General features: G+C 60.4%; 17 protein-coding genes and 1 pseudogene. 9 read left to right on the forward strand and 9 right to left on the reverse strand.

Annotated features, from left to right (window positions below; genetic code table 11):
* Positions 1–141 precede the first annotated feature (141 nt).
* The gene (locus tag BK658_RS00360) at positions 142–1,323 is read left to right on the forward strand and encodes a CaiB/BaiF CoA transferase family protein (RefSeq protein ID WP_123580168.1); all 1,182 of its coding nucleotides are present in this window, start codon (positions 142–144) and stop codon (positions 1,321–1,323) included.
* 108 nt (positions 1,324–1,431) lie between these two features.
* Here the strand turns inward: BK658_RS00360 and BK658_RS00365 are convergent, their stop codons facing one another.
* Both BK658_RS00365 and BK658_RS00370 read right to left on the reverse strand, forming a co-directional pair.
* On the reverse strand, positions 1,432–1,926 hold the full coding sequence (locus tag BK658_RS00365) for a SprT family zinc-dependent metalloprotease (RefSeq protein WP_123580169.1): 495 nt from the start codon (positions 1,924–1,926) through the stop codon (positions 1,432–1,434).
* A 184-nt stretch (positions 1,927–2,110) separates the two neighbouring features.
* Positions 2,111–2,713: a Yip1 family protein gene (locus BK658_RS00370; RefSeq protein WP_054593582.1), complete on the reverse strand. Its 603-nt coding sequence runs from the start codon at positions 2,711–2,713 to the stop codon at positions 2,111–2,113.
* A gap of 331 nt (positions 2,714–3,044) precedes the next feature.
* Here BK658_RS00370 and ttcA point away from each other — a divergent pair, with 331 nt between their 5' ends.
* Positions 3,045–3,869, forward strand: coding sequence for a tRNA 2-thiocytidine(32) synthetase TtcA (gene ttcA / locus BK658_RS00375; protein ID WP_054593581.1), 825 nt, complete (start codon positions 3,045–3,047; stop codon positions 3,867–3,869).
* A gap of 68 nt (positions 3,870–3,937) precedes the next feature.
* The gene (locus BK658_RS00380) at positions 3,938–4,609 is read left to right on the forward strand and encodes a DNA-3-methyladenine glycosylase I (RefSeq protein ID WP_123580170.1); all 672 of its coding nucleotides are present in this window, start codon (positions 3,938–3,940) and stop codon (positions 4,607–4,609) included.
* 99 nt (positions 4,610–4,708) lie between these two features.
* Here BK658_RS00380 and BK658_RS00385 read toward each other — a convergent pair whose 3' ends face one another.
* From BK658_RS00385 to arsC, 3 genes are read right to left on the reverse strand one after another with little or no spacing between them, the layout of a single operon-like run.
* On the reverse strand, positions 4,709–5,134 hold the full coding sequence (locus BK658_RS00385) for a DUF2069 domain-containing protein (protein WP_123580171.1): 426 nt from the start codon (positions 5,132–5,134) through the stop codon (positions 4,709–4,711).
* A gap of 1 nt (position 5,135) precedes the next feature.
* The gene (gene wrbA, locus BK658_RS00390) at positions 5,136–5,732 is read right to left on the reverse strand and encodes an NAD(P)H:quinone oxidoreductase (RefSeq protein ID WP_019693120.1); all 597 of its coding nucleotides are present in this window, start codon (positions 5,730–5,732) and stop codon (positions 5,136–5,138) included.
* The gene (gene arsC / locus BK658_RS00395; RefSeq protein WP_123580173.1) at positions 5,729–6,082 is read right to left on the reverse strand and encodes an arsenate reductase (glutaredoxin); all 354 of its coding nucleotides are present in this window, start codon (positions 6,080–6,082) and stop codon (positions 5,729–5,731) included. The genes wrbA and arsC overlap by 4 nt, the downstream gene beginning before the upstream one ends.
* Positions 6,083–6,197: 115 nt before the next feature.
* Between arsC and BK658_RS00400 the strand changes: the two genes are divergently transcribed.
* On the forward strand, positions 6,198–6,665 hold the full coding sequence (locus BK658_RS00400; RefSeq protein WP_123580175.1) for a TlpA disulfide reductase family protein: 468 nt from the start codon (positions 6,198–6,200) through the stop codon (positions 6,663–6,665).
* Positions 6,666–6,850: 185 nt separating this feature from the next.
* On the opposite strand, the gene BK658_RS00405 is transcribed toward BK658_RS00400, so the two are convergent.
* The 4 genes from BK658_RS00405 to BK658_RS00420 all read right to left on the reverse strand — a co-directional run bounded on the left by BK658_RS00405 (position 6,851) and on the right by BK658_RS00420 (position 11,708).
* Positions 6,851–7,255 (reverse strand): META domain-containing protein, encoded by a 405-nt coding sequence (locus BK658_RS00405; protein WP_054593575.1) that lies wholly within the window; start codon positions 7,253–7,255, stop codon positions 6,851–6,853.
* Positions 7,255–7,689, reverse strand: a complete 435-nt coding sequence (locus BK658_RS00410; RefSeq protein ID WP_054593574.1) for a hypothetical protein — start codon at positions 7,687–7,689, stop codon at positions 7,255–7,257. The genes BK658_RS00405 and BK658_RS00410 overlap by 1 nt, the downstream gene beginning before the upstream one ends.
* A gap of 81 nt (positions 7,690–7,770) precedes the next feature.
* On the reverse strand, positions 7,771–8,760 hold the full coding sequence (locus BK658_RS00415; RefSeq protein WP_123580178.1) for a 2-hydroxyacid dehydrogenase: 990 nt from the start codon (positions 8,758–8,760) through the stop codon (positions 7,771–7,773).
* 197 nt (positions 8,761–8,957) lie between these two features.
* The gene (locus tag BK658_RS00420) at positions 8,958–11,708 is read right to left on the reverse strand and encodes a response regulator (RefSeq protein WP_123580180.1); all 2,751 of its coding nucleotides are present in this window, start codon (positions 11,706–11,708) and stop codon (positions 8,958–8,960) included.
* Positions 11,709–11,926: 218 nt separating this feature from the next.
* Here BK658_RS00420 and BK658_RS00425 point away from each other — a divergent pair, with 218 nt between their 5' ends.
* The 5 genes and pseudogenes from BK658_RS00425 (at position 11,927) to relA (ending at position 18,239) form a co-directional block, all read left to right on the forward strand.
* On the forward strand, positions 11,927–12,649 hold the full coding sequence (locus BK658_RS00425) for a response regulator transcription factor (RefSeq protein WP_123580182.1): 723 nt from the start codon (positions 11,927–11,929) through the stop codon (positions 12,647–12,649).
* A 28-nt stretch (positions 12,650–12,677) separates the two neighbouring features.
* A pseudogene (locus BK658_RS00430) lies at positions 12,678–13,451 on the forward strand (sensor histidine kinase); the annotation flags it as partial.
* A 167-nt stretch (positions 13,452–13,618) separates the two neighbouring features.
* Positions 13,619–14,521: a cysteine synthase CysM gene (gene cysM / locus BK658_RS00435; protein ID WP_123580184.1), complete on the forward strand. Its 903-nt coding sequence runs from the start codon at positions 13,619–13,621 to the stop codon at positions 14,519–14,521.
* Entirely contained in the window at positions 14,521–15,873 is a 1,353-nt protein-coding gene (rlmD, locus tag BK658_RS00440) for a 23S rRNA (uracil(1939)-C(5))-methyltransferase RlmD (RefSeq protein WP_123580186.1), read from the forward strand. Before cysM ends, rlmD begins: the two co-directional genes overlap by 1 nt.
* A 122-nt stretch (positions 15,874–15,995) precedes the next feature.
* The gene (gene relA, locus BK658_RS00445; protein WP_123580188.1) at positions 15,996–18,239 is read left to right on the forward strand and encodes a GTP diphosphokinase; all 2,244 of its coding nucleotides are present in this window, start codon (positions 15,996–15,998) and stop codon (positions 18,237–18,239) included.
* Positions 18,240–18,346 lie beyond the last annotated feature (107 nt).

Here is an 18,346-nt window from a genome sequence, read left to right on the forward strand (position 1 = left end):
ATTGAGTTGATGAAAAACCCGCTTCGGCGGGTTTTTTATCGCCTGCAGTTTGAGCGCAAAGGTCAGCCCGGCTGATGGTTAAGGTGATTGCTGCCAGGTCATCGGCTGCCTAGGCTTGAGGTATCGCTTAGGAGAACGCACATGCACGGGCCATTGGCATCACTCAAGGTTCTGGATTTTTCGACGCTGTTGCCGGGGCCGTTTGCCTCGTTGTTGCTGGCGGACATGGGCGCCGAGGTGCTGCGCATTGAATCGCCGACCCGGATGGACCTGTTGCGGGTTTTACCGCCCCACGATCAGGGTACTTCTGCCAGCCACGCCTACCTCAATCGCAACAAGCGCAGCCTGGCGCTGGACCTCAAGCAGCCAGCAGCGCTGGAGGTGGTCAAACAACTGCTGCAAGACCACGACATCCTCCTCGAGCAGTTTCGCCCGGGGGTGATGGAGCGCCTGGGGCTGGGGTACGAGGCCCTGAAGGCGATCAATCCGCGGCTGATTTACGTCTCGATCACCGGTTACGGCCAGACGGGACCCTACAAGGACCGCGCCGGTCACGACATCAATTACCTGTCACTGGCTGGCGTATCCAGCTATACCGGGCGTGAGGATAGCGGGCCGTTGCCGTTGGGCGTTCAGGTCGCGGATATTGCCGGTGGTTCGCTGCATGGGGTGATCGGCCTGCTGGCGGCGGTGATTGCCCGTCAGCACAGTGGCCAGGGGCAACACTTGGACGTGAGCATGACCGACTGTGCATTCAGCCTGAACGCCATGGCGGGCGCGGGGTATCTGGCCTGTGGTGTCACACCGGGGCGCGAAGATCAGATGCTCAATGGCGGCAGCTTCTACGACTATTACCGCACTCGCGATGGTCGCTGGATGTCAGTCGGCAGCCTGGAACCGGATATCATGCAGCAGCTGTGCATGGCGCTGGGGCAGCCGGAGCTGGCGGTACTGGGTTTGTCGCCCGTCCCCGAGCAGCAAAAGGCGCTCAAGCTGGCGTTTCAGATCGAATTCGAAAAACATGACTTTGCTGAACTCTGCACGCTGTTTGCCGGGCTCGATGCTTGCGTTGAGCCGGTGCTGAGCCTGGCCGAGGCGGTTGAGCACCCGCAGCTGAAAGCTCGGGATCTGGTCACCTGGGTGCCACGCAACGACGGCACTACGCAGGCGCAGATGGCCTGTCCATTGAAGTTTTCAGACGGGTTGCCCGAGCCTCGACATATCGGCGCGGCATTGGGCGAGCATACCAACCAGGTGTTGGGTGAGTTGGGGTATAGCGCTGAACAGATCGAAGATTTGCGTACAGCGAAGGTCGTGGTGTGATCGTTCCCATGCTCCGCGTGGGAATGCCGCCATGGACGCTCCGCGTCCACTGTGACGCAGAGCGTCACGGGATGCGTTCCCACGCGGAGCATGGGAACGATCATGCGGTCATTCGATCCGCGACTCACCGGTAAACACCAGCGTCTGCCGGCAACGCCGGCACAAATACCGTCGCCCTTGTCGCACCAGGCTATGGCGCTGGGCCGAGAACGGGAAATCGCTGTTGGCGCACGGACAGCGGTAGATATAGCGGGTCACGCTGCGGCGTTTGATGGCGTAGGTGTGGCAGCGGTTGGGCGGCAGTTCGTACACCCCGCGCATGATCAATTGCCATTCTTCGCCATGCGGCTGTATGCGGTCACCAAACAGTTGATGGGCGATCAGGTGCGCGACTTCGTGAGCCACGGTCTGTTTGAGGAAGTCTTCGGCGTTTTCCCGGTACAGCTGCGGATTGAAGCGCAGCAGATTTTCATGCAGGTGTGCTACGCCGGCCTTCTGACCGCGCAACTTGAGGCTGACCACCGGGCGTTTGAAAGGTCGTTTGAAAAAGGATTCGGCTTGTTGGAAACAGTCTTCGACGCGGGAATTGAGTTGCTCGGGCATGCTTGGCGGATCTCCAGAGGCTTCGAGTATGCTGCAAACCGCGCTCATTGCGAATCGCTCAGGCGCCGAATGGTCGTCGAACCATAAAGAAGGCCGCCTTGCGGCGGCCTGTGTTGGCAGATCCCTGTTTGTTTTGTCGGCAGCGTCCTTCGCTTGCTTCATTTGCCCGTTTAAGTTGCCGGTTCTAGTTGGTATAGACCGGGCCAACGCCCAGGCCCCAGACAATCACGGTGAATGCCATGATCGCCACCAGCACCACCAACCCTACGGCAAGCACTGAACTTGAGAACAGAAAACCTTCGTCCGACGGAATGTTCATGAAGGTCGGTAGCCCCACGTACAGCAGGTACACGGTGTAGCAGATGGCCGCCGTGCCAACGACCATGCCCAGCCACATATGCGGATACAGCGCCGCCAGACCGCCGATGAACAGTGGCGTGGCGGTGTAGGTGGCAAACGCGACACAGCGCGCCAGGCTCGGGCTGGCGTCATACGTGCGAGCCATCCAGTGAATGAACGCGCCCATCACCGCAACCCCGCCGAGCATCGCCAGGTACGACATGATGGTCATCCAGAGCGCGCTTTCCTGGGTCAGCATGACCGGCGCGCGGCTACCGATGACCCAACCGACCTTGGTGGTACCGATAAACGCTGAAATAGCCGGTATTGCCGCCAGAATCAGCGTGTGGGTGAGGTACATGTGGCTGATACTTTCCTCTTGGTCGCCACGGATTTCTTTCCATTCTTGATCAGGGTGGGTGAAAAGCCCCACGACGTGATGGATCATAGTCAGTCACTCCTTCGTGATTGCTATCGCCCCCCAGCGGAGCGCCTACGGGCCAGTGGCCAAGTAAGTAGAGGTCTGAAATGCGCGCGACCTTATGTCGCAGTATAGAAAGTACTGGCTGTTACAGGTGGGGGGCTTTAGAGCAAATCGCGCTGTAAACCCTGGCCTTAATTGCGGTTGTGTCTTGAGATCAAAGGATCGCAGCCTGCGGCAGTTCCTACGGAACCGGTGTAGGAGCTGCCGCAGGCTGCGATCTTTTCAGTGCTTCGCCCAGTCAGCGTTTTTGCGTAAAATGTTCGCCTTTCGTCACACCTCGCGGATTTCAAGCGCCATGGGCACTCTTTCGGTCAACCAGAACAAACTGCAGAAACGTCTACGCCGACAGGCCGGTGAAGCCGTCGCCGATTACAACATGATCGAAGACGGTGACAAGGTCATGGTCTGCCTGTCCGGCGGCAAGGACAGCTACACCATGCTCGACGTGCTGATGCACCTGCAGAAGGTGGCGCCGATCAAGTTCGAGATCGTCGCGGTGAACATGGACCAGAAGCAGCCGGGTTTCCCTGAGCATGTGCTGCCGGCTTATCTGAAAGAGCTGGGCGTGGAATACCACATCGTCGAAAAGGACACCTACTCGGTGGTCAAGGAGCTGGTGCCGGAAGGCAAGACCACCTGCTCGCTGTGCTCGCGCCTGCGTCGCGGCACGCTCTACACCTTCGCCGACGAAATCGGCGCGACCAAAATGGCCCTCGGTCATCACCGCGACGACATCGTCGAGACGTTTTTCCTGAACATGTTCTACAACGGCTCGCTCAAGGCCATGCCGCCGAAGTTGCGTGCCGACGACGGCCGTAACGTAGTGATCCGCCCGCTGGCCTACTGCAACGAGAAAGACATTCAGGCTTACTCGGACTTCAAGCAGTTCCCGATCATCCCGTGCAACCTCTGCGGCTCCCAGGAAAACCTGCAGCGTCAGGTGGTCAAGGAAATGCTTCAGGAGTGGGAGCGCAAGACGCCGGGCCGCACCGAAAGCATTTTCCGCGGTTTGCAGAACGTCATTCCGTCGCAGCTGGCGGACCGTAACCTGTTCGACTTCACCAACCTGCGTATCGACGAAACCGCTGCGTCGCGTTTCGTCAATGTGGTGAATCTCTAATGGTTTGAACCGTTCTGACTTAACGGCGCTCGCGGGCGCCGTTTTTATTTCATTGCTCAGGAGAGGGCATGCGCGATTACAAGTGGCTGCACGAATACTGTCTGAACCGTTTTGGTTCGGCAGCCGAACTGGAAGCCCATCTGCCCGTACCCAAGACCCCGGCACAACTGCGCCAGATCAGTGATGACCGCTACCTGTCGACCTTGGCGTTGCGGGTGTTTCGCGCAGGCCTCAAGCACAGCCTGGTGGACGCCAAGTGGCCGGCATTCGAAGAAGTGTTCTTCGGGTTCGACCCGCAAAAGGTCGTACTGATGGGCGCCGAGCACCTTGAACGATTGATGCAGGACGCGCGGATCATCCGCCACCTGGGCAAGCTCAAGAGCGTGCCGCGCAATGCGCAGTTCATACTGGACGTGGCGAAAGAGAAGGGCAGCTTCGGCGAGTTGATCGCCGATTGGCCGGTGACCGACATCGTTGGCCTGTGGAAATACCTGGCCAAACACGGGCATCAATTGGGCGGGTTATCGGCACCGCGGTTTCTGCGGATGGTCGGCAAGGACACCTTCGTGCCGAGCTATGACGTGGTCGCGGCGTTGAATGCGCAACAGATTATCGACAAGGTGCCGACCAGCCTGCGCGATTTGGCAACGGTGCAGAACGCCTTCAACCAATGGCACGCCGAGAGTGGCCGGCCGATGTGCCAGATTTCGATGATGCTGGCTTACACAGTGAATCATTGAGACCGAGGCGCCTTCATCGCGAGCAGGCTCGCTCCCACAGGGGATTTGTGAACAACGTAGATCCAATGTGGGAGCGAGCCCGCTCGCGATGGCGTCCCGTCAGGCGACGGAGGTTTCGCCTTCGCCAGCCAGTTTGCGGTTCAACTGAAACCGCCAGCGCACATACAGCAGTGCCGAACAGAACACTGCCAGGCTCGCGGCCATTTCCAGCAGACCAAACACCTGTCGATTCGGGTCGAACGCGGCAGTCGCGCCCTTGATGAAATACAGGTTCACCACAAAGCACATCCATGAATGCCCGCGCGCGCTGCCGCTGAGCATGCCCGGTGCCAGCACCAACAAGGGCACCAGCTCAATCAGCAGGATGACCCACGGCCGTGCACCATGCAGGTCGGCGATCATCAGGTAATAGGCGCAGAGTAATCCCGCCAGGCCGAAGTAGCACAGCAGGCTGATGACGCGCATCGCCCGAACTCGTGGTTCGAGCCAATCGATGGAGGGCAGAGCCTTCGGCTTTTTGGCCACGTTAGCGCTCCAGTTTCAGGGCGGTTTTCGCCAGGCGCAGACCCAAGGCCCGGCACAAGGCGACTTCATGCTCGTTCAAACCGCTTTTGCCGTCAGCACCAGCATGATGACTGGCGCCGTAAGGCGTGCCGCCACCGCGGGTCTCGAGCAATGCCGATTCGCTGTAGGGCAGGCCGGTGATCAGCATGCCGTGGTGCAGCAATGGCAACATCATCGACAGCAAGGTGGTTTCCTGGCCGCCGTGCAGGCTGGCCGTCGAGGTGAAGACCCCGGCCGGTTTGCCCACCAGTGCGCCGGTCAGCCACAGGTTGCTGGTGCCGTCGAGGAAGTACTTCAGCGGCGCCGCCATGTTGCCGAAGCGGGTCGGGCTGCCAAGGGCCAGGCCCGCGCAGTTTTTCAGGTCGTCGAGGCTGGCATACAGTGCGCCTTCGTCGGGAATGTCCGGCGACACCGCCTCGCATTCGCTGGAGATCGCCGGCACCGTGCGCAGGCGCGCTTCCATCCCGGCCTGTTCTACGCCACGGGCAATCTGTCGGGCCATTTCATTGGTCGAGCCGCTGCGGCTGTAGTACAGAACCAGAATGTACGGCGCACTCACGGCAGAATCTCCAGCAGGTTCTCTATCGGACGGCCGATGACGGCTTTGTCACCGACTTCGAGAATCGGTCGTTCCATGAGTTTCGGATGTTCGGCGATGGCAGCGATCAATTGCGCTTCGCTCAGGCTGCTGTCGGCCAGGTTCAGGGTTTTGTATTCGTCTTCGCCGGTGCGCAGCAAGTGGCGGGCACTGATGTCGAGTTTGCCCAGCAGGCTTTGCAGCTGCGCGGCGTTCAGCGGGGTTTCCAGGTAGCGGACCACGGTTGGCGTCAGGCCACGGGCTTCCAGCAGTTCCAGCGCACCGCGGGATTTCGAGCAGCGCGGGTTGTGATAAAGCGTCAGATCGGTCATTAGCGGTTCGCATCTTGCGTAAGGTGGCGGCTATTCTACCTGTGCAGCGAGCAGTCCTGAACCTTGGGAGGCGATGGGTCGCAGCAGAACCTATTTTTTGAGTAAGGATGACCCCATGACAAGGCGACTGACAGCAGCATTGGCCCTCTTCGCAACCTTGCTGCTTGGCGGCTGTGGCTATGACTACGGCACCGATCAGTTGGGACAGAAAGTAGCGTCCGAGCGGTTGGATGGCCGATGGTTCGTACTTAATTACTGGGCTGAGTGGTGTAGCCCGTGTCGTACCGAAATTCCGCAATTGAACGCGTTGGCTGAACAGCTCAAAGATCAGAAAATCAGTGTGTTCGGGGTCAATTTCGACAATGTGCAGGGCGAAGAGCTCAAGAGCGCCAGTGAAAAGCTCGGGATCACGTTCACCGTGCTGGCCCAGGATCCGGCCGACCGCTTTGAGTTGCCTCGTAGCGAGGCGCTACCGGTGACCTACATCGTCGATGACAAGGGCAAGGTGCGCGAGCAGTTGATGGGTGAGCAGACGGCGGCGGGGGTGATGGCGAAGCTCAAGGCGTTGCAGGCGATGAATTGACGACGGGCCGAGCACCCACCTGTGGCGAGGGAGCTTGTGTGGCGAGGGGGCTTGCCCCCGTTCGACTGCGCAGCAGTCGCAAATCAGGTAGCGGTGGTGTGCCTGACAGAATACGGTGGTGGATTAAGGGCTGCTTCGCAGCCCAACGGGGGCAAGCCCCCTCGCCACAGGTGCAATCGAGGGGTTTAACCCTCTTCAAGCCACCAGCGCAGTGGCTTGCCTTCGGCGGGCCAGAAGCGCATTTGCTCGATGGGCGAGATGTCCCAGCGCTGTACGGTTTCCAGCGCTTGCAGGAAGCGTTTTTCCTGTTCCATCAAGGCCGGGGCGCACATTTTGCGAGTGCTGCCGACTTTGCCGAAGCTCAGCTTGTCGCCGTCCAGCGTGTAGGGCGCGAACCAGTGGTTGCAGCCACCATTGCCATAAGCGCGACCGTCTTCACCCAGGGTGATGGTCAGGTGACTGTAGTCGATCAGCGGGCGTTCGCCGATCCACTCCAGCACATAGCTGCGATCCTGCTGCAGTTGCACCGGCTCAGCGGCGCAACCCAGCAGGCTGGCACCCGCCATCGCGGCCAGAACGAGGTGTTTCATTACACGGGCTCCTGGCATTTCGGGCACAGGTGCTTCTCGCTGGCAGTGGTCCAGCCCAGTTCGGCAATCCGTGCAGTGGCGGCCGGTTTTTCGGCCTTGTTGCCCAGCTTGGCGTCGACCGCGAACTCGAATTTCAGTTCTTTGGCGCAGCTGTCGCAGTTCACTTGCCAGTTGTGGATCGCCAGTTCACCAAACACCGGACCACTGGCCACGGCAACCCATTGGCCCATGGGCTTGAGCAGGTGACGAACGTTTTCAACGGTCAGGCGCATGGACAAGTCCTTGCTGCCTTTGAGGGTGACCAACAACACGTCGTCGGCGCGGATCGAGCCGCCGTTGCCGGTGACTTGATAACGCCCCGGCGTCAATGCGCGGCATTCGGTCAAGGTGTGTTGCGGGTTCATCAGGCTGTAGCGGAAATCGTGTTCGACCATGGGTCCTCCAAATATGCGCGGTATGCTAGCACGCGAAAGAATCAGGCATGGTCCATGGTTGCGACCTTCGATCAGGCCAAATCATTTTTCGACCTGATTGTGCGGTGTGCCAGCGGCCCAATCGGTGATGTTCTGCAAGGTCGTTGTGGCGATTGCGGCTAACGCTTCATGGGTCAGGAAAGCCTGGTGCGCGGTGACGATCACGTTGGGGAAGGTCAACAGCCGCGCCAGCACATCGTCCTGCAACGGCAGGTCGGAGCGATCCTCGAAGAACAGCTGTGCTTCTTCTTCATAGACATCCAGCCCCAAATACCCTAGTTGACCGCTTTTCAGTGCATCGATCAGCGCAGGCGTGTCGACGAGCCCGCCACGCCCGGTGTTGATCAGCATGGTGCCGGGTTGCAGATGCGCCAGCGACTGGCTGTTGATCAGGTGTTTGCTCTCGGAGGTCAGCGGGCAGTGCAGGCTGATGATCTGCGCCTCGGCCAACAGCTCCGGCAAGGGCAGGTAACGGACACCGAGGGCCTGGACGTGAGGATTAGGGTAAGGGTCATAGGCCAGCAGCTTGCAGCCAAACCCGGCCATGATTTTCGCGAAGGTGGCGCCGATCTGGCCGGTGCCGACCACGCCGACGGTCTTGCCGAACAGGTCGAAACCGGTCAGCCCGTGCAAGCTGAAATCGCCTTCGCGGGTCCGGTTGTAGGCGCGGTAAAGGCGTCGGTTCAGTGCCAGGATCAACGCCACCGCGTGTTCGGCCACCGCATGAGGCGAGTAGGCCGGCACGCGGACGATGCTCAAACCCAGGCGTTTCGCGCAAGCCAGGTCAACGTGGTTGTAACCGGCCGAGCGCAGGGCTATCAGGCGCGTACCGCCAGCGGCCAGTCGTTCAAGCACCGGCGCACTCAGGTCGTCATTGATAAAGGCGCAGACCACTTCATGCCGCTCGGCCAGCGCCGCCGTGTCCAGACTCAGGCGCGCGGGCTGGAAGTGCAACTCGATACCGGCGGGCACTTTGGCTGCGAGAAAACTCTCGCGGTCGTATGTCTGGCTGCTGAAGAGAATCGTACGCATGGTGTCCTCCTGGAAGTCTCACGACATTCATCGTTCCCACGCTCCCGCGTGGGAAATGCAGCCAGGGACGCTCCGCGTCCCAAGAGCGGACGCGGAGCGTCCAGCGAGGCATTCCCACGCAGAGCGTGGGAACGATCAATCCGTAGGGGTAATGCGTTGAGTTTAACCCTCAACGCCCGCCGCGCCATTGCGCTGGGTCAAGCGCCAATACGCGCTTGCGAGGCCAGGCGGTTGATCGCCCGCTCAAGCTCTTCCAGTGCCATGACGGCTTTGGGGTCTTGTTGCTTGAGCAGGGTTTCACTGCGCTGGCAGGCCGCACGTAACTGCGGAACGCCGCAATAGCGTGTCGCCCCGTGCAGGCGGTGGACCCGTTCGATCAGGGCATTCTGGTCATTGCTTTCACGAGCGACGCGAATCGCCTCGCGATCAGCTTCCAGAGAGGCCAGCAACATCGCCAGCATGTCGGCCGCCAGATCGGCTTTGCCGGCCGCCAGGCGCAGGCCTTCATCGGGATCGAGCACCAGCAGGTCGCTGTTGTTGCCATAAACGTCGGCCCGCTCCGGACCGTGGTTACGCAGGGCCAGCCCGGTCCACTTCAACACCACCTGTGCCAGTTGGCGTTCGCTGATCGGTTTGGTCAGGTAATCGTCCATGCCGCTTTGCAGCAAGGCGCGTTTTTCGTTGGCCATGGCGTGTGCGGTGAGGGCGACAATCGGCAGCGGCGTGCAATGCCGTTCGCTTTCCCATTGGCGAATCGCTTCGGTGCTCTGGCGTCCGTCCATGCCTGGCATCTGCACGTCCATCAGCACCAGATCGAAGGCTTCGGTCTGCACGGCCTTGACCGCTGCGTAACCGCTTTCGACTGCCAGTACCTTGGCACCCATGTCTTCGAGCAGCGTCTGTACCAGCAGCAGGTTGGCCGGGTTATCGTCGACGCAGAGTACTTTGGGCGCGCGGCTGGAAATTGGTTCGCCCGGTTCATTGCGTAACTGACGCGGGTTGACCAGGTCCGACAGCGCGCGTCGCAACTTGCGGGTGCAGGCCGGTTTGGCCTGCAATTGGCTGTGAGGGTTGGGCACCGAGAGATGGAACAGCGTCTGTTCGGTGGTCGGGCACAGCACCAGCACTTTGCAACCCAGGTGTTCGAGGTCCCAGATATGCTGATTCAGCCGCTCCGGCGGCATGTCGTTGGAGGTGATGCCGAGCACGGCAAGGTCGATCGCCTGCTCGGTCTGGTGCGCGCCGGTGACGCCATTGGTCAGGCTTTCGAGGGTGTTGAACGGGGTCACTTCAAGGCCACAGTCTTCCAGCTGGTGCTGCAAGGCCTGGCGTGCCAGTTCGTGGTTTTCCAGCACCGCAACGCGCCGTCCGAGCAACGGTGGTCCTGGCAGGTCTTCGGCATCGTCACGGGTTTTTGGCAGGCTCAGGCTGACCCAGAATTCCGAGCCTTCGCCCGGTGTGCTGTCGACACCAATCTCGCCGCCCATCTGCTCGATCAGACGCTTGGAAATCACCAGCCCCAGACCCGTACCACCCGGTTGCCGCGACAACGAGTTGTCGGCCTGGCTGAAGGCCTGGAACAACGCGCGCACGTCCTGATTTGACAGGCCGATGCCAGTGTCCTGAATGCTGATGCGCAGTTGCACGCTGTCTTCGTGTTCTTCTTCAAGCATGGCGCGGGCGACGATGGTGCCTTCGCGGGTGAACTTGATCGCGTTACTCACAAGGTTGGTAAGGATCTGCTTGAGCCGCAGCGGGTCGCCAACCAGTGACAGCGGGGTGTCGCGGTATACCAGGCTGACCAGTTCGAGCTGTTTGGCGTGGGCGGCCGGGGCGAGGATGGTCAGGGTGTCCTGGAGCAGATCGCGCAGGTTGAACGGAATACTGTCGAGTACCAGTTTGCCGGCCTCGATTTTCGAGAAGTCGAGAATCTCGTTGATGATTCCCAGCAGGCTGTCGGCGGACTTTTCGATCGTGCCCAGGTAGTCGAGCTGACGCGGCGTCAGTTCGCTTTTTTGCAGCAAATGGGTGAAACCGAGGATGCCGTTGAGCGGCGTGCGAATCTCGTGGCTCATGTTGGCGAGGAACTCGGACTTGATCCGGCTCGCTTCCAGGGCTTCCTTGCGCGCCAGATCCAGCTCGATGTTCTGGATCTCGATGGTTTCGAGGTTCTGCCGGACGTCTTCGGTGGCCTGATCGATGCTGTGCTGCAGTTCTTCCTGGGCGTTTTGCAGGGTACTGGCCATGCGGTTGATACCCGAGGCCAGTTCATCCAGCTCCTGGCTGCCAAGCGGGGGCAGGCGGGTTTCGAGATGACCCTCCTTGAGTTGTGCCACGGCCTGCTTGATCAGGTTCAGCGGTGTATTGATGGTGCGGCCCATACGCAATGCCAGCAGCGCGGTGCCGACCAGACCTGCGGCGATCAACAGCACGCTGGCGAACAGGCTGCGGTAACCGCGCAGCAACATGCCGTTGTGGGAGAGTTCCAGCTCGACCCAGCCCAGCAAGCGATCGGATTCATCGGGGATCAGCTCGCCGGCCAGGTTGCGATGCCTGCCAAACACCGGCAGCAGGTAACGGGTGGCGTCGTTGCCGGTGCGTTGCAGCATATGCGCGCTGTCGCCGGTGGGCGGCTGGTTGAGCATCAGCGGCCCGGCGTGCGCCAGTTGCGTACGGTCCGGCGCCAGGAACGACACGGCGCGCACGTCCGGTTGCTCCAGTGACTGGGTCGCGATGCGCTCCAGCAAGTCGTCATTTTTGTGGCCCATGGCCGGGGCGACCAGAGGTGCAAGCTGTTCGGCGATCATTTCGCCGCGTTGCAGAAGTTGGGTTTGCAGGTCGGACTGTTGCATCCAGGTGAAGTAGCCGCCCAGAACCAAGGCCATCAGGCTGGTTGGCAACAAGGTCAACAACAATACGCGACCTTTGATCCCCAGTTTCTTCAGCACGTCACTCTCCTGCTATCACGCTGTTTATAGATGACCTGCGCGTGCATCCGGCACGCGCTACCCGCGCAGTGTAGCGATTTGCTGGCGGGCAATCCCGGCAAATTATCCAGAGCTTTGTGACGGTTTGAACGTTGCAGGGGGCTGCGACGAAAGTCGCGGGTTGCTCACGGTCGGGCAATCTTGAATAATCAGTGATTGAGAATGACTTGCAGAAGCTAATGACTCCCGTATCTGTTTGCCCCCCTCGTATCCTGGCGATTGAAGACGACCTTGTATTGGGGGCACATGTTCATGAACATCTGGGGCGCAGTGGCTTTCAGGTGACCTGGTGCCGGAATGGCGAGGACGGGTTGGCGATTGCTCGTGAGCACACCTTCGATATCGTACTGATGGATATTTTGCTGCCAGGCATGGATGGCCTGGCGGCATTGACCGACCTGCGGGCGCGCGACTCCACCCCGGTGCTGCTGATGTCGGCACTGGGCGCCGAAGCGGATCGCATCAGCGGTTTTCGTCTGGGGGCCGACGACTACCTGCCCAAGCCTTTCAGCATGGCCGAGTTGCGGGTGCGCATCGAAGCCATCCTGCGGCGGGTGGCCCTGGACCGTCGACATACGTCGCCAGCGTTCAACTGCGACGTTCACAACCTGCGTTTCGACGAGGAACGGTGTGATGTTCATTATGGTGGGCAGTGGGCCGGGCTGACTCGCAGCGAATACCGGCTGCTGGAAACCCTGAACCGCAATGGCGATGAAGTGCTTGGCAAGGCCTTCCTTTATCAGCAGGTGTTGCAGCGCGGCTACGCGCCCCACGACCGCAGCCTGGACATGCACATCAGCCAGATCCGCCGCAAACTCAAGGCCATCGGCTACGGCGAGCGCGAAGTGCGCACCGTGTGGGGCAAGGGTTATGTAATGAGTGCCGTTGATGAAATGGTCTGACCGGGTGACGCCTTTGAACAACCGGGATGAACAGGCCCACGCTTTCGATCAAATGTCCGAACGCCGGCAAAGCCCCGTGGCTGTGCAACAGCAACTGCTCCGCGACTTGTCTCATGAGCTGCGCACACCATTGAGCCGTCTGCGGGTGGCCAGCGAAAGTGAAGAGGACCTGCTGCAACTACGCGAGCGAATCGGTCGTGAAGTCGATGGCATGCAACGGCTGATAGAGGACACTCTGCAACTGGCCTGGCTCGACACTCCGCGCTCGGCATTACCGGATGAGACGATCCAGATACAAGCGCTTTGGGAAATGCTCACGGAAAACGCCTGCTATGAAAGCGGTTGGCCCGCCGGGCAACTGCACTGCGCGGTGGAGGCTTCGTGCTGGGTTCGCGGCCATCTGAATACCTTGGCTCAGGCACTGGAAAACATCCTGCGCAACGCCATCCGCCATTCTCCGGTCGGTGGCAGCGTGCGCCTCGACGGCCAGCGCGACGGCGATTACTGGCTGCTGTGGCTCGAAGACCAAGGCGGCGGTGTCGCCGAAGACGATCTGGAGCGTATTTTCGACCCGTTCACCCGACTCGACGGCTCACGCCCCGGCAATGGCGGCTTTGGCCTGGGCCTGAGCATCGCGCGCAACGCGGTGCAGCGTCAGGGTGGGTGCTTGTGGGCGGAGAATACCGGGGCAGGGTTGCGGCTGAATATGCGGTTAGTGGCTGATCTTGATGGCGTCAGTGACGACGCCTTCGCGAGCAGGCTCGCTCCCACATTGGTACGGTTCCAACCGCAAAAAGTATGAACAACTCGGACCCTGTGGGAGCGAGCCTGCTCGCGATGGCAATCTACAAACCACCACAAAACCAGCGCTTATTCCCATAAGCCATAAGCACCACACTTTGCGTGATATGGCCTGCGCACGTTTGCCGGTATGATGGTCGCCCCCGCAGTCTGGATTGCGAATACGCCATGACCTTGCAGTACCCCACCATCGCCGATTGCGTCGGCAACACTCCGCTGGTTCGTTTGCAGCGCCTGCCCGGCGCCACCAGCAACACCCTGCTGCTCAAGCTCGAGGGTAATAACCCGGCGGGTTCGGTCAAGGACCGTCCGGCGCTGTCGATGATTACCCGTGCCGAGCTGCGTGGGCAGATCCATGTTGGCGATACGCTGATCGAGGCGACCTCCGGCAACACCGGGATTGCCCTGGCCATGGCCGCGGCGATCAAGGGTTACAAGATGATCCTGATCATGCCCGACAACTCCAGCGCTGAACGCAAGGCTGCGATGACCGCTTATGGCGCCGAGCTGATTCTGGTCAGCCAGGAAGAGGGCATGGAAGGCGCTCGCGACCTCGCCGAGCGGATGCAGGCTGAGGGTCGCGGCAAGGTGCTCGACCAGTTCGCCAACGGCGACAACCCCGAGGCGCATTACACCGGTACCGGCCCGGAAATCTGGCGCCAGACCCAGGGCACCATTACCCATTTCATCAGTTCCATGGGCACCACGGGCACCATCATGGGTGTCTCGCGTTACCTGAAAGAACAGAATCCGGCGGTGCAGATCGTCGGTCTGCAACCGATGGAAGGCTCGGCGATTCCGGGTATCCGTCGCTGGCCGCAGGAATACCTGCCGAAGATCTATCAAGCCGATCGGGTTGACCGGATCGTCGACATGGCCCAAAGCGAAGCCGAAGACGTGACCCGTCGTTTGGCGCGCGAAGAAGGGATCTTCTGTGGCGTGTCCTCGGGTGGTGCTGTAGCCGCGATGCTGCGCCTGTCCAAAGAAGTCGAAAACGCGGTGATGGTCGCGATCATTTGTGACCGTGGCGACCGTTACTTGTCGACCGGCATTTTCGACGCACCCAACTGATGGCCAAGCAAGAGAGAGGCCTGCGCTTCCAACCCACTGGCGGCAGCAAGGCCCCGCAAGTCCCGACCGGAAAAAAGCAGCGCTTGAGCATCGAGCGCCTGGCGAATGACGGTCGCGGTATCGCGTTTTTCGAAGGTCGTACCTGGTTCGTCATCGGTGCTTTGGCCGGTGAAGAAGTCGAGGCGCGCGTCCTGGGTGCCCATGGCAAAGTTGTCGAGGCGCGCACCGAGCGCGTCTTCGTCGCTAATCAATTGCGTCGTCCGGCACCGTGCGCCCATGCCGGGCGCTGCGGTGGTTGCAGCGTGCAGCATCTGCCCCACAACGAACAGCTCGCCCTGAAACAGCGCATGCTCGCCGAGCAGTTGTCGCGAGTGGCCGGTGTTGAACCCGAGCAGTGGGCAGAACCCTTGAGCGGTCCTGAGTTTGCCTACCGACGTCGCGCCCGAGTGGCGGTACGTTGGGACGTGAAGACGAAAAAACTCGAAGTCGGTTTCCGTGCCGCCGGCAGCCAGGACATCGTCGGTATCAACGATTGCCCGGTGCTGGTACAGGCCTTGCAGCCGATCATGAGCGGTTTGTCGGAAATGCTCCGGCGCTTGAGCAAGCCTCAGGCGTTGGGTCATGTGGAATTGTTCGCCGGTTCATCACAGGCCTTGTTGCTGCGGCACATGGCGCGACTGTCTGAAAACGACTTGAGCATCCTCAAGGAATTCTGCGCATTCCATGACGCCCAATTGTGGCTGCATGGCGAAGGCGAGCCGCAACCGGTCGATGCCGATCAGGCGTTGGCTTACCGACTTGAACGATGGAATCTTGAACTGGCGTATCGCCCGGGCGACTTCATCCAGGTGAACGCCGGGGTCAACGAAGCGATGGTCGCCCAGGCGCTGGAATGGCTGAAGCCTGCCGCTGACGAACGCGTGCTCGATTTGTTCTGCGGCTTGGGTAACTTTGCCTTGCCGCTGGCGCAGAAAGTCCGTGAAGTGGTAGCGGTAGAAGGCGTGCAGACCATGGTCGAGCGCGCCGCAGCGAATGCTGCTAGCAACAATCTGCATAACGCGAAGTTTTTTCAGGCCGATTTATCCCAGCCTTTGGCTGATGCCAAATGGGCCGGCGAGGGCTTTTCTGCGGTACTCTTGGACCCACCGCGCGATGGTGCTTTCGAGGTGGTACGCACACTCGCATCGCTGGGTGCCAAGCGCTTGGTTTATGTGTCGTGCAACCCTGCAACTTTGGCCCGCGACACGGTCGAATTGATCAAGCAGGGCTACCGGTTAAAACGTGCCGGGATCCTCGATATGTTTCCTCAGACGGCACATGTCGAGGCCATGGCGTTATTTGAAGCGAGCTAGGATGGCTCGTCAGGTCCGACCAGACCGCTCATGCATCAGCCGCTCAGCCCAGCGAGGGCGCGTGGGCAATGAAGGTCAGCGATTTGACGCATTGAATCTGCGTCGTAGGGAAGGTAAGCAAGATGGTACAGGTGAGAGCACACCAGCCGATCAATACCGACGGCAGTATCAATCTCGAGGCTTGGCTCGATCATGCGGTCAGTGTCGATCCGGCACTGGATCGCGAAGCCTTGAAAGAAGCCTGCGAGTTCGCTCGTCAGGCCGAACAGCAAGACAAAGCGGCGAAGAATCTCTGGTCCGAAGGCACGTCGAGTTTTCGTACGGGCCTTGAGATCGCAGAGATTCTCGCCGACCTCAAGCTCGATCAGGATTCGCTGGTCGCGGCAATTCTTTACCGTGGCGTACGCGAAGGTCATATCCAGCTGCCGGCCGTCAGCCAGCGCTTTGGTCCGGTGGTCGCCAAACTGATCGATGGCGTGCAGCGCATGGCCGCGATCAGCGCCAGCCTGAGCCCGCGCCAATCATTGGTTCTGGGTTCTCAGGGGCAGGTGGAAAACCTGCGCAAGATGCTCGTGGCCATGGTCGATGACGTCCGCGTCGCGCTGATCAAACTGGCTGAGCGCACCTGCGCAATCCGTGCGGTGAAAACCGCCGATGACGAAAAGCGCAACCGGGTCGCCCGGGAAGTCTTCGACATCTATGCGCCGCTGGCTCACCGTCTTGGCATCGGTCATATCAAATGGGAACTGGAGGACTTGTCCTTCCGTTACCTGGAGCCTGAACAATACAAGCAGATCGCCAAGTTGCTGCACGAGCGGCGTCTTGATCGCGAGCGGTTCATCAGTGATGTGATGAACCAGTTGCAGGCCGAATTGCAGGCTACCGGCGTTGATGCCGACATCAGCGGCCGGGCCAAACACATCTATTCGATCTGGCGCAAAATGCAGCGCAAGGGTCTGGAGTTCAGCCAGATCTACGACGTGCGCGCGGTGCGCGTGCTGGTGCCGGAAATGCGCGACTGCTACACCGCGCTGGGCATCGTCCACACCTTGTGGCGGCACATCCCGAAAGAGTTCGACGACTATATCGCCAACCCGAAAGAGAACGGCTATCGCTCGTTGCATACTGCGGTCATCGGCCCTGAAGGCAAGGTGCTGGAAGTGCAGATCCGCACCCACGCGATGCACGAAGAGGCCGAGTTGGGCGTTTGCGCGCACTGGCGCTACAAGGGCACCGACGTCAAATCCGGCTCCAATCACTACGAAGAGAAAATCTCCTGGCTGCGTCAGGTGCTCGAGTGGCACGAAGAGCTGGGCGATATCGGTGGTCTGGCGGAACAGCTGCGGGTCGATATCGAGCCGGATCGGGTGTACATCTTCACCCCCGACGGTCACGCGATCGACTTGCCTAAAGGCGCCACGCCGCTGGACTTCGCCTATCGCGTACACACCGAAATCGGCCACAACTGCCGGGGTGCGAAGATCAACGGGCGGATTGTTCCGCTCAACTACAGCCTGCAGACCGGTGAGCAGGTCGAGATCATCACCAGCAAACACGGCACGCCGAGCCGCGACTGGCTGAACCCGAACCTGGGCTACATCACCACCTCGCGGGCGCGGGCGAAAATCGTTCACTGGTTCAAATTGCAGGCGCGTGACCAGAACGTTGCAGCCGGTAAAACCCTGTTCGAGCGCGAACTCAATCGCCTCGGTCTGCCGCAGGTGGATTTCGAAAAGCTGGCCGAGAAGGCCAACATGAAAACCGCCGAAGACATGTTTGCAGCGTTAGGTGCCGGCGATTTGCGCCTGGCGCAGTTGGTCAACCTGGCGCAGCAACTGGTCGAGCCGGAACGCGGCAACGAACAGCTGGAACTGATTCCGCGCAAAGCCACTGGCTACAAGCCGGGCAAGCGCGGCGACATCCAGATCCAGGGCGTCGGCAACCTGATGACCCAAATGGCCGGCTGCTGCCAGCCGTTGCCGGGCGATGCGATCGTCGGTTACATCACTCAGGGTCGTGGCGTCAGCATTCACCGCCAGGACTGCGCCTCGGTGCTGCAGCTGGCTGGGCGCGAGCCTGAGCGGATCATCCAGGTCAGTTGGGGCCCTGTGCCGGTGTTGACCTATCCGGTGGACATCATCATTCGTGCCTACGACCGTTCCGGTCTGCTGCGTGACGTGTCGCAAGTGCTGCTCAACGAGCGGATCAACGTGCTGGCGGTCAACACTCGCTCGAACAAAGAGGACAACACCGCGTTGATGTCCCTGACCATCGAGATTCCGGGGCTGGACGCATTGGGGCGGTTGTTGGGGCGTATTTCCCAGTTGCCGAACATCATTGAAACCCGGCGTAACCGAACCCCGTGATGATGACCATTGTGGGAGCGAGCCTGCTCGCGATAGCGGAGTGACAGGCAACACAAGTGTTGAGTGTTGAACCGTCATCGCGAGCAGGCTCGCTCCCACAGGTTATT

The sequence above is a fragment of the Pseudomonas brassicacearum genome, assembly GCF_003732175.1.
Taxonomy (GTDB): domain Bacteria; phylum Pseudomonadota; class Gammaproteobacteria; order Pseudomonadales; family Pseudomonadaceae; genus Aquipseudomonas; species Aquipseudomonas brassicacearum_G.

What these genes read in the sequence shown, in the direction of transcription:
- BK658_RS00360 (WP_123580168.1), top strand. Translation starts at nt 142, where the DNA reads ATGCACGGGCCATTGGCATCACTCAAGGTTCTGGATTTTTCGACGCTG.
- BK658_RS00380 (WP_123580170.1), top strand. Translation starts at nt 3,938, where the DNA reads ATGCGCGATTACAAGTGGCTGCACGAATACTGTCTGAACCGTTTTGGT.
- rlmD (WP_123580186.1), top strand. Translation starts at nt 14,521, where the DNA reads ATGGCCAAGCAAGAGAGAGGCCTGCGCTTCCAACCCACTGGCGGCAGC.
- cysM (WP_123580184.1), top strand. Translation starts at nt 13,619, where the DNA reads ATGACCTTGCAGTACCCCACCATCGCCGATTGCGTCGGCAACACTCCG.
- BK658_RS00365 (WP_123580169.1), bottom strand. Translation starts at nt 1,926, where the DNA reads ATGCCCGAGCAACTCAATTCCCGCGTCGAAGACTGTTTCCAACAAGCC.
- relA (WP_123580188.1), top strand. Translation starts at nt 15,996, where the DNA reads ATGGTACAGGTGAGAGCACACCAGCCGATCAATACCGACGGCAGTATC.
- BK658_RS00410 (WP_054593574.1), bottom strand. Translation starts at nt 7,689, where the DNA reads ATGGTCGAACACGATTTCCGCTACAGCCTGATGAACCCGCAACACACC.
- BK658_RS00400 (WP_123580175.1), top strand. Translation starts at nt 6,198, where the DNA reads ATGACAAGGCGACTGACAGCAGCATTGGCCCTCTTCGCAACCTTGCTG.
- ttcA (WP_054593581.1), top strand. Translation starts at nt 3,045, where the DNA reads ATGGGCACTCTTTCGGTCAACCAGAACAAACTGCAGAAACGTCTACGC.
- BK658_RS00405 (WP_054593575.1), bottom strand. Translation starts at nt 7,255, where the DNA reads ATGAAACACCTCGTTCTGGCCGCGATGGCGGGTGCCAGCCTGCTGGGT.
- arsC (WP_123580173.1), bottom strand. Translation starts at nt 6,082, where the DNA reads ATGACCGATCTGACGCTTTATCACAACCCGCGCTGCTCGAAATCCCGC.
- BK658_RS00415 (WP_123580178.1), bottom strand. Translation starts at nt 8,760, where the DNA reads ATGCGTACGATTCTCTTCAGCAGCCAGACATACGACCGCGAGAGTTTT.
- BK658_RS00425 (WP_123580182.1), top strand. Translation starts at nt 11,927, where the DNA reads ATGACTCCCGTATCTGTTTGCCCCCCTCGTATCCTGGCGATTGAAGAC.
- BK658_RS00370 (WP_054593582.1), bottom strand. Translation starts at nt 2,713, where the DNA reads ATGATCCATCACGTCGTGGGGCTTTTCACCCACCCTGATCAAGAATGG.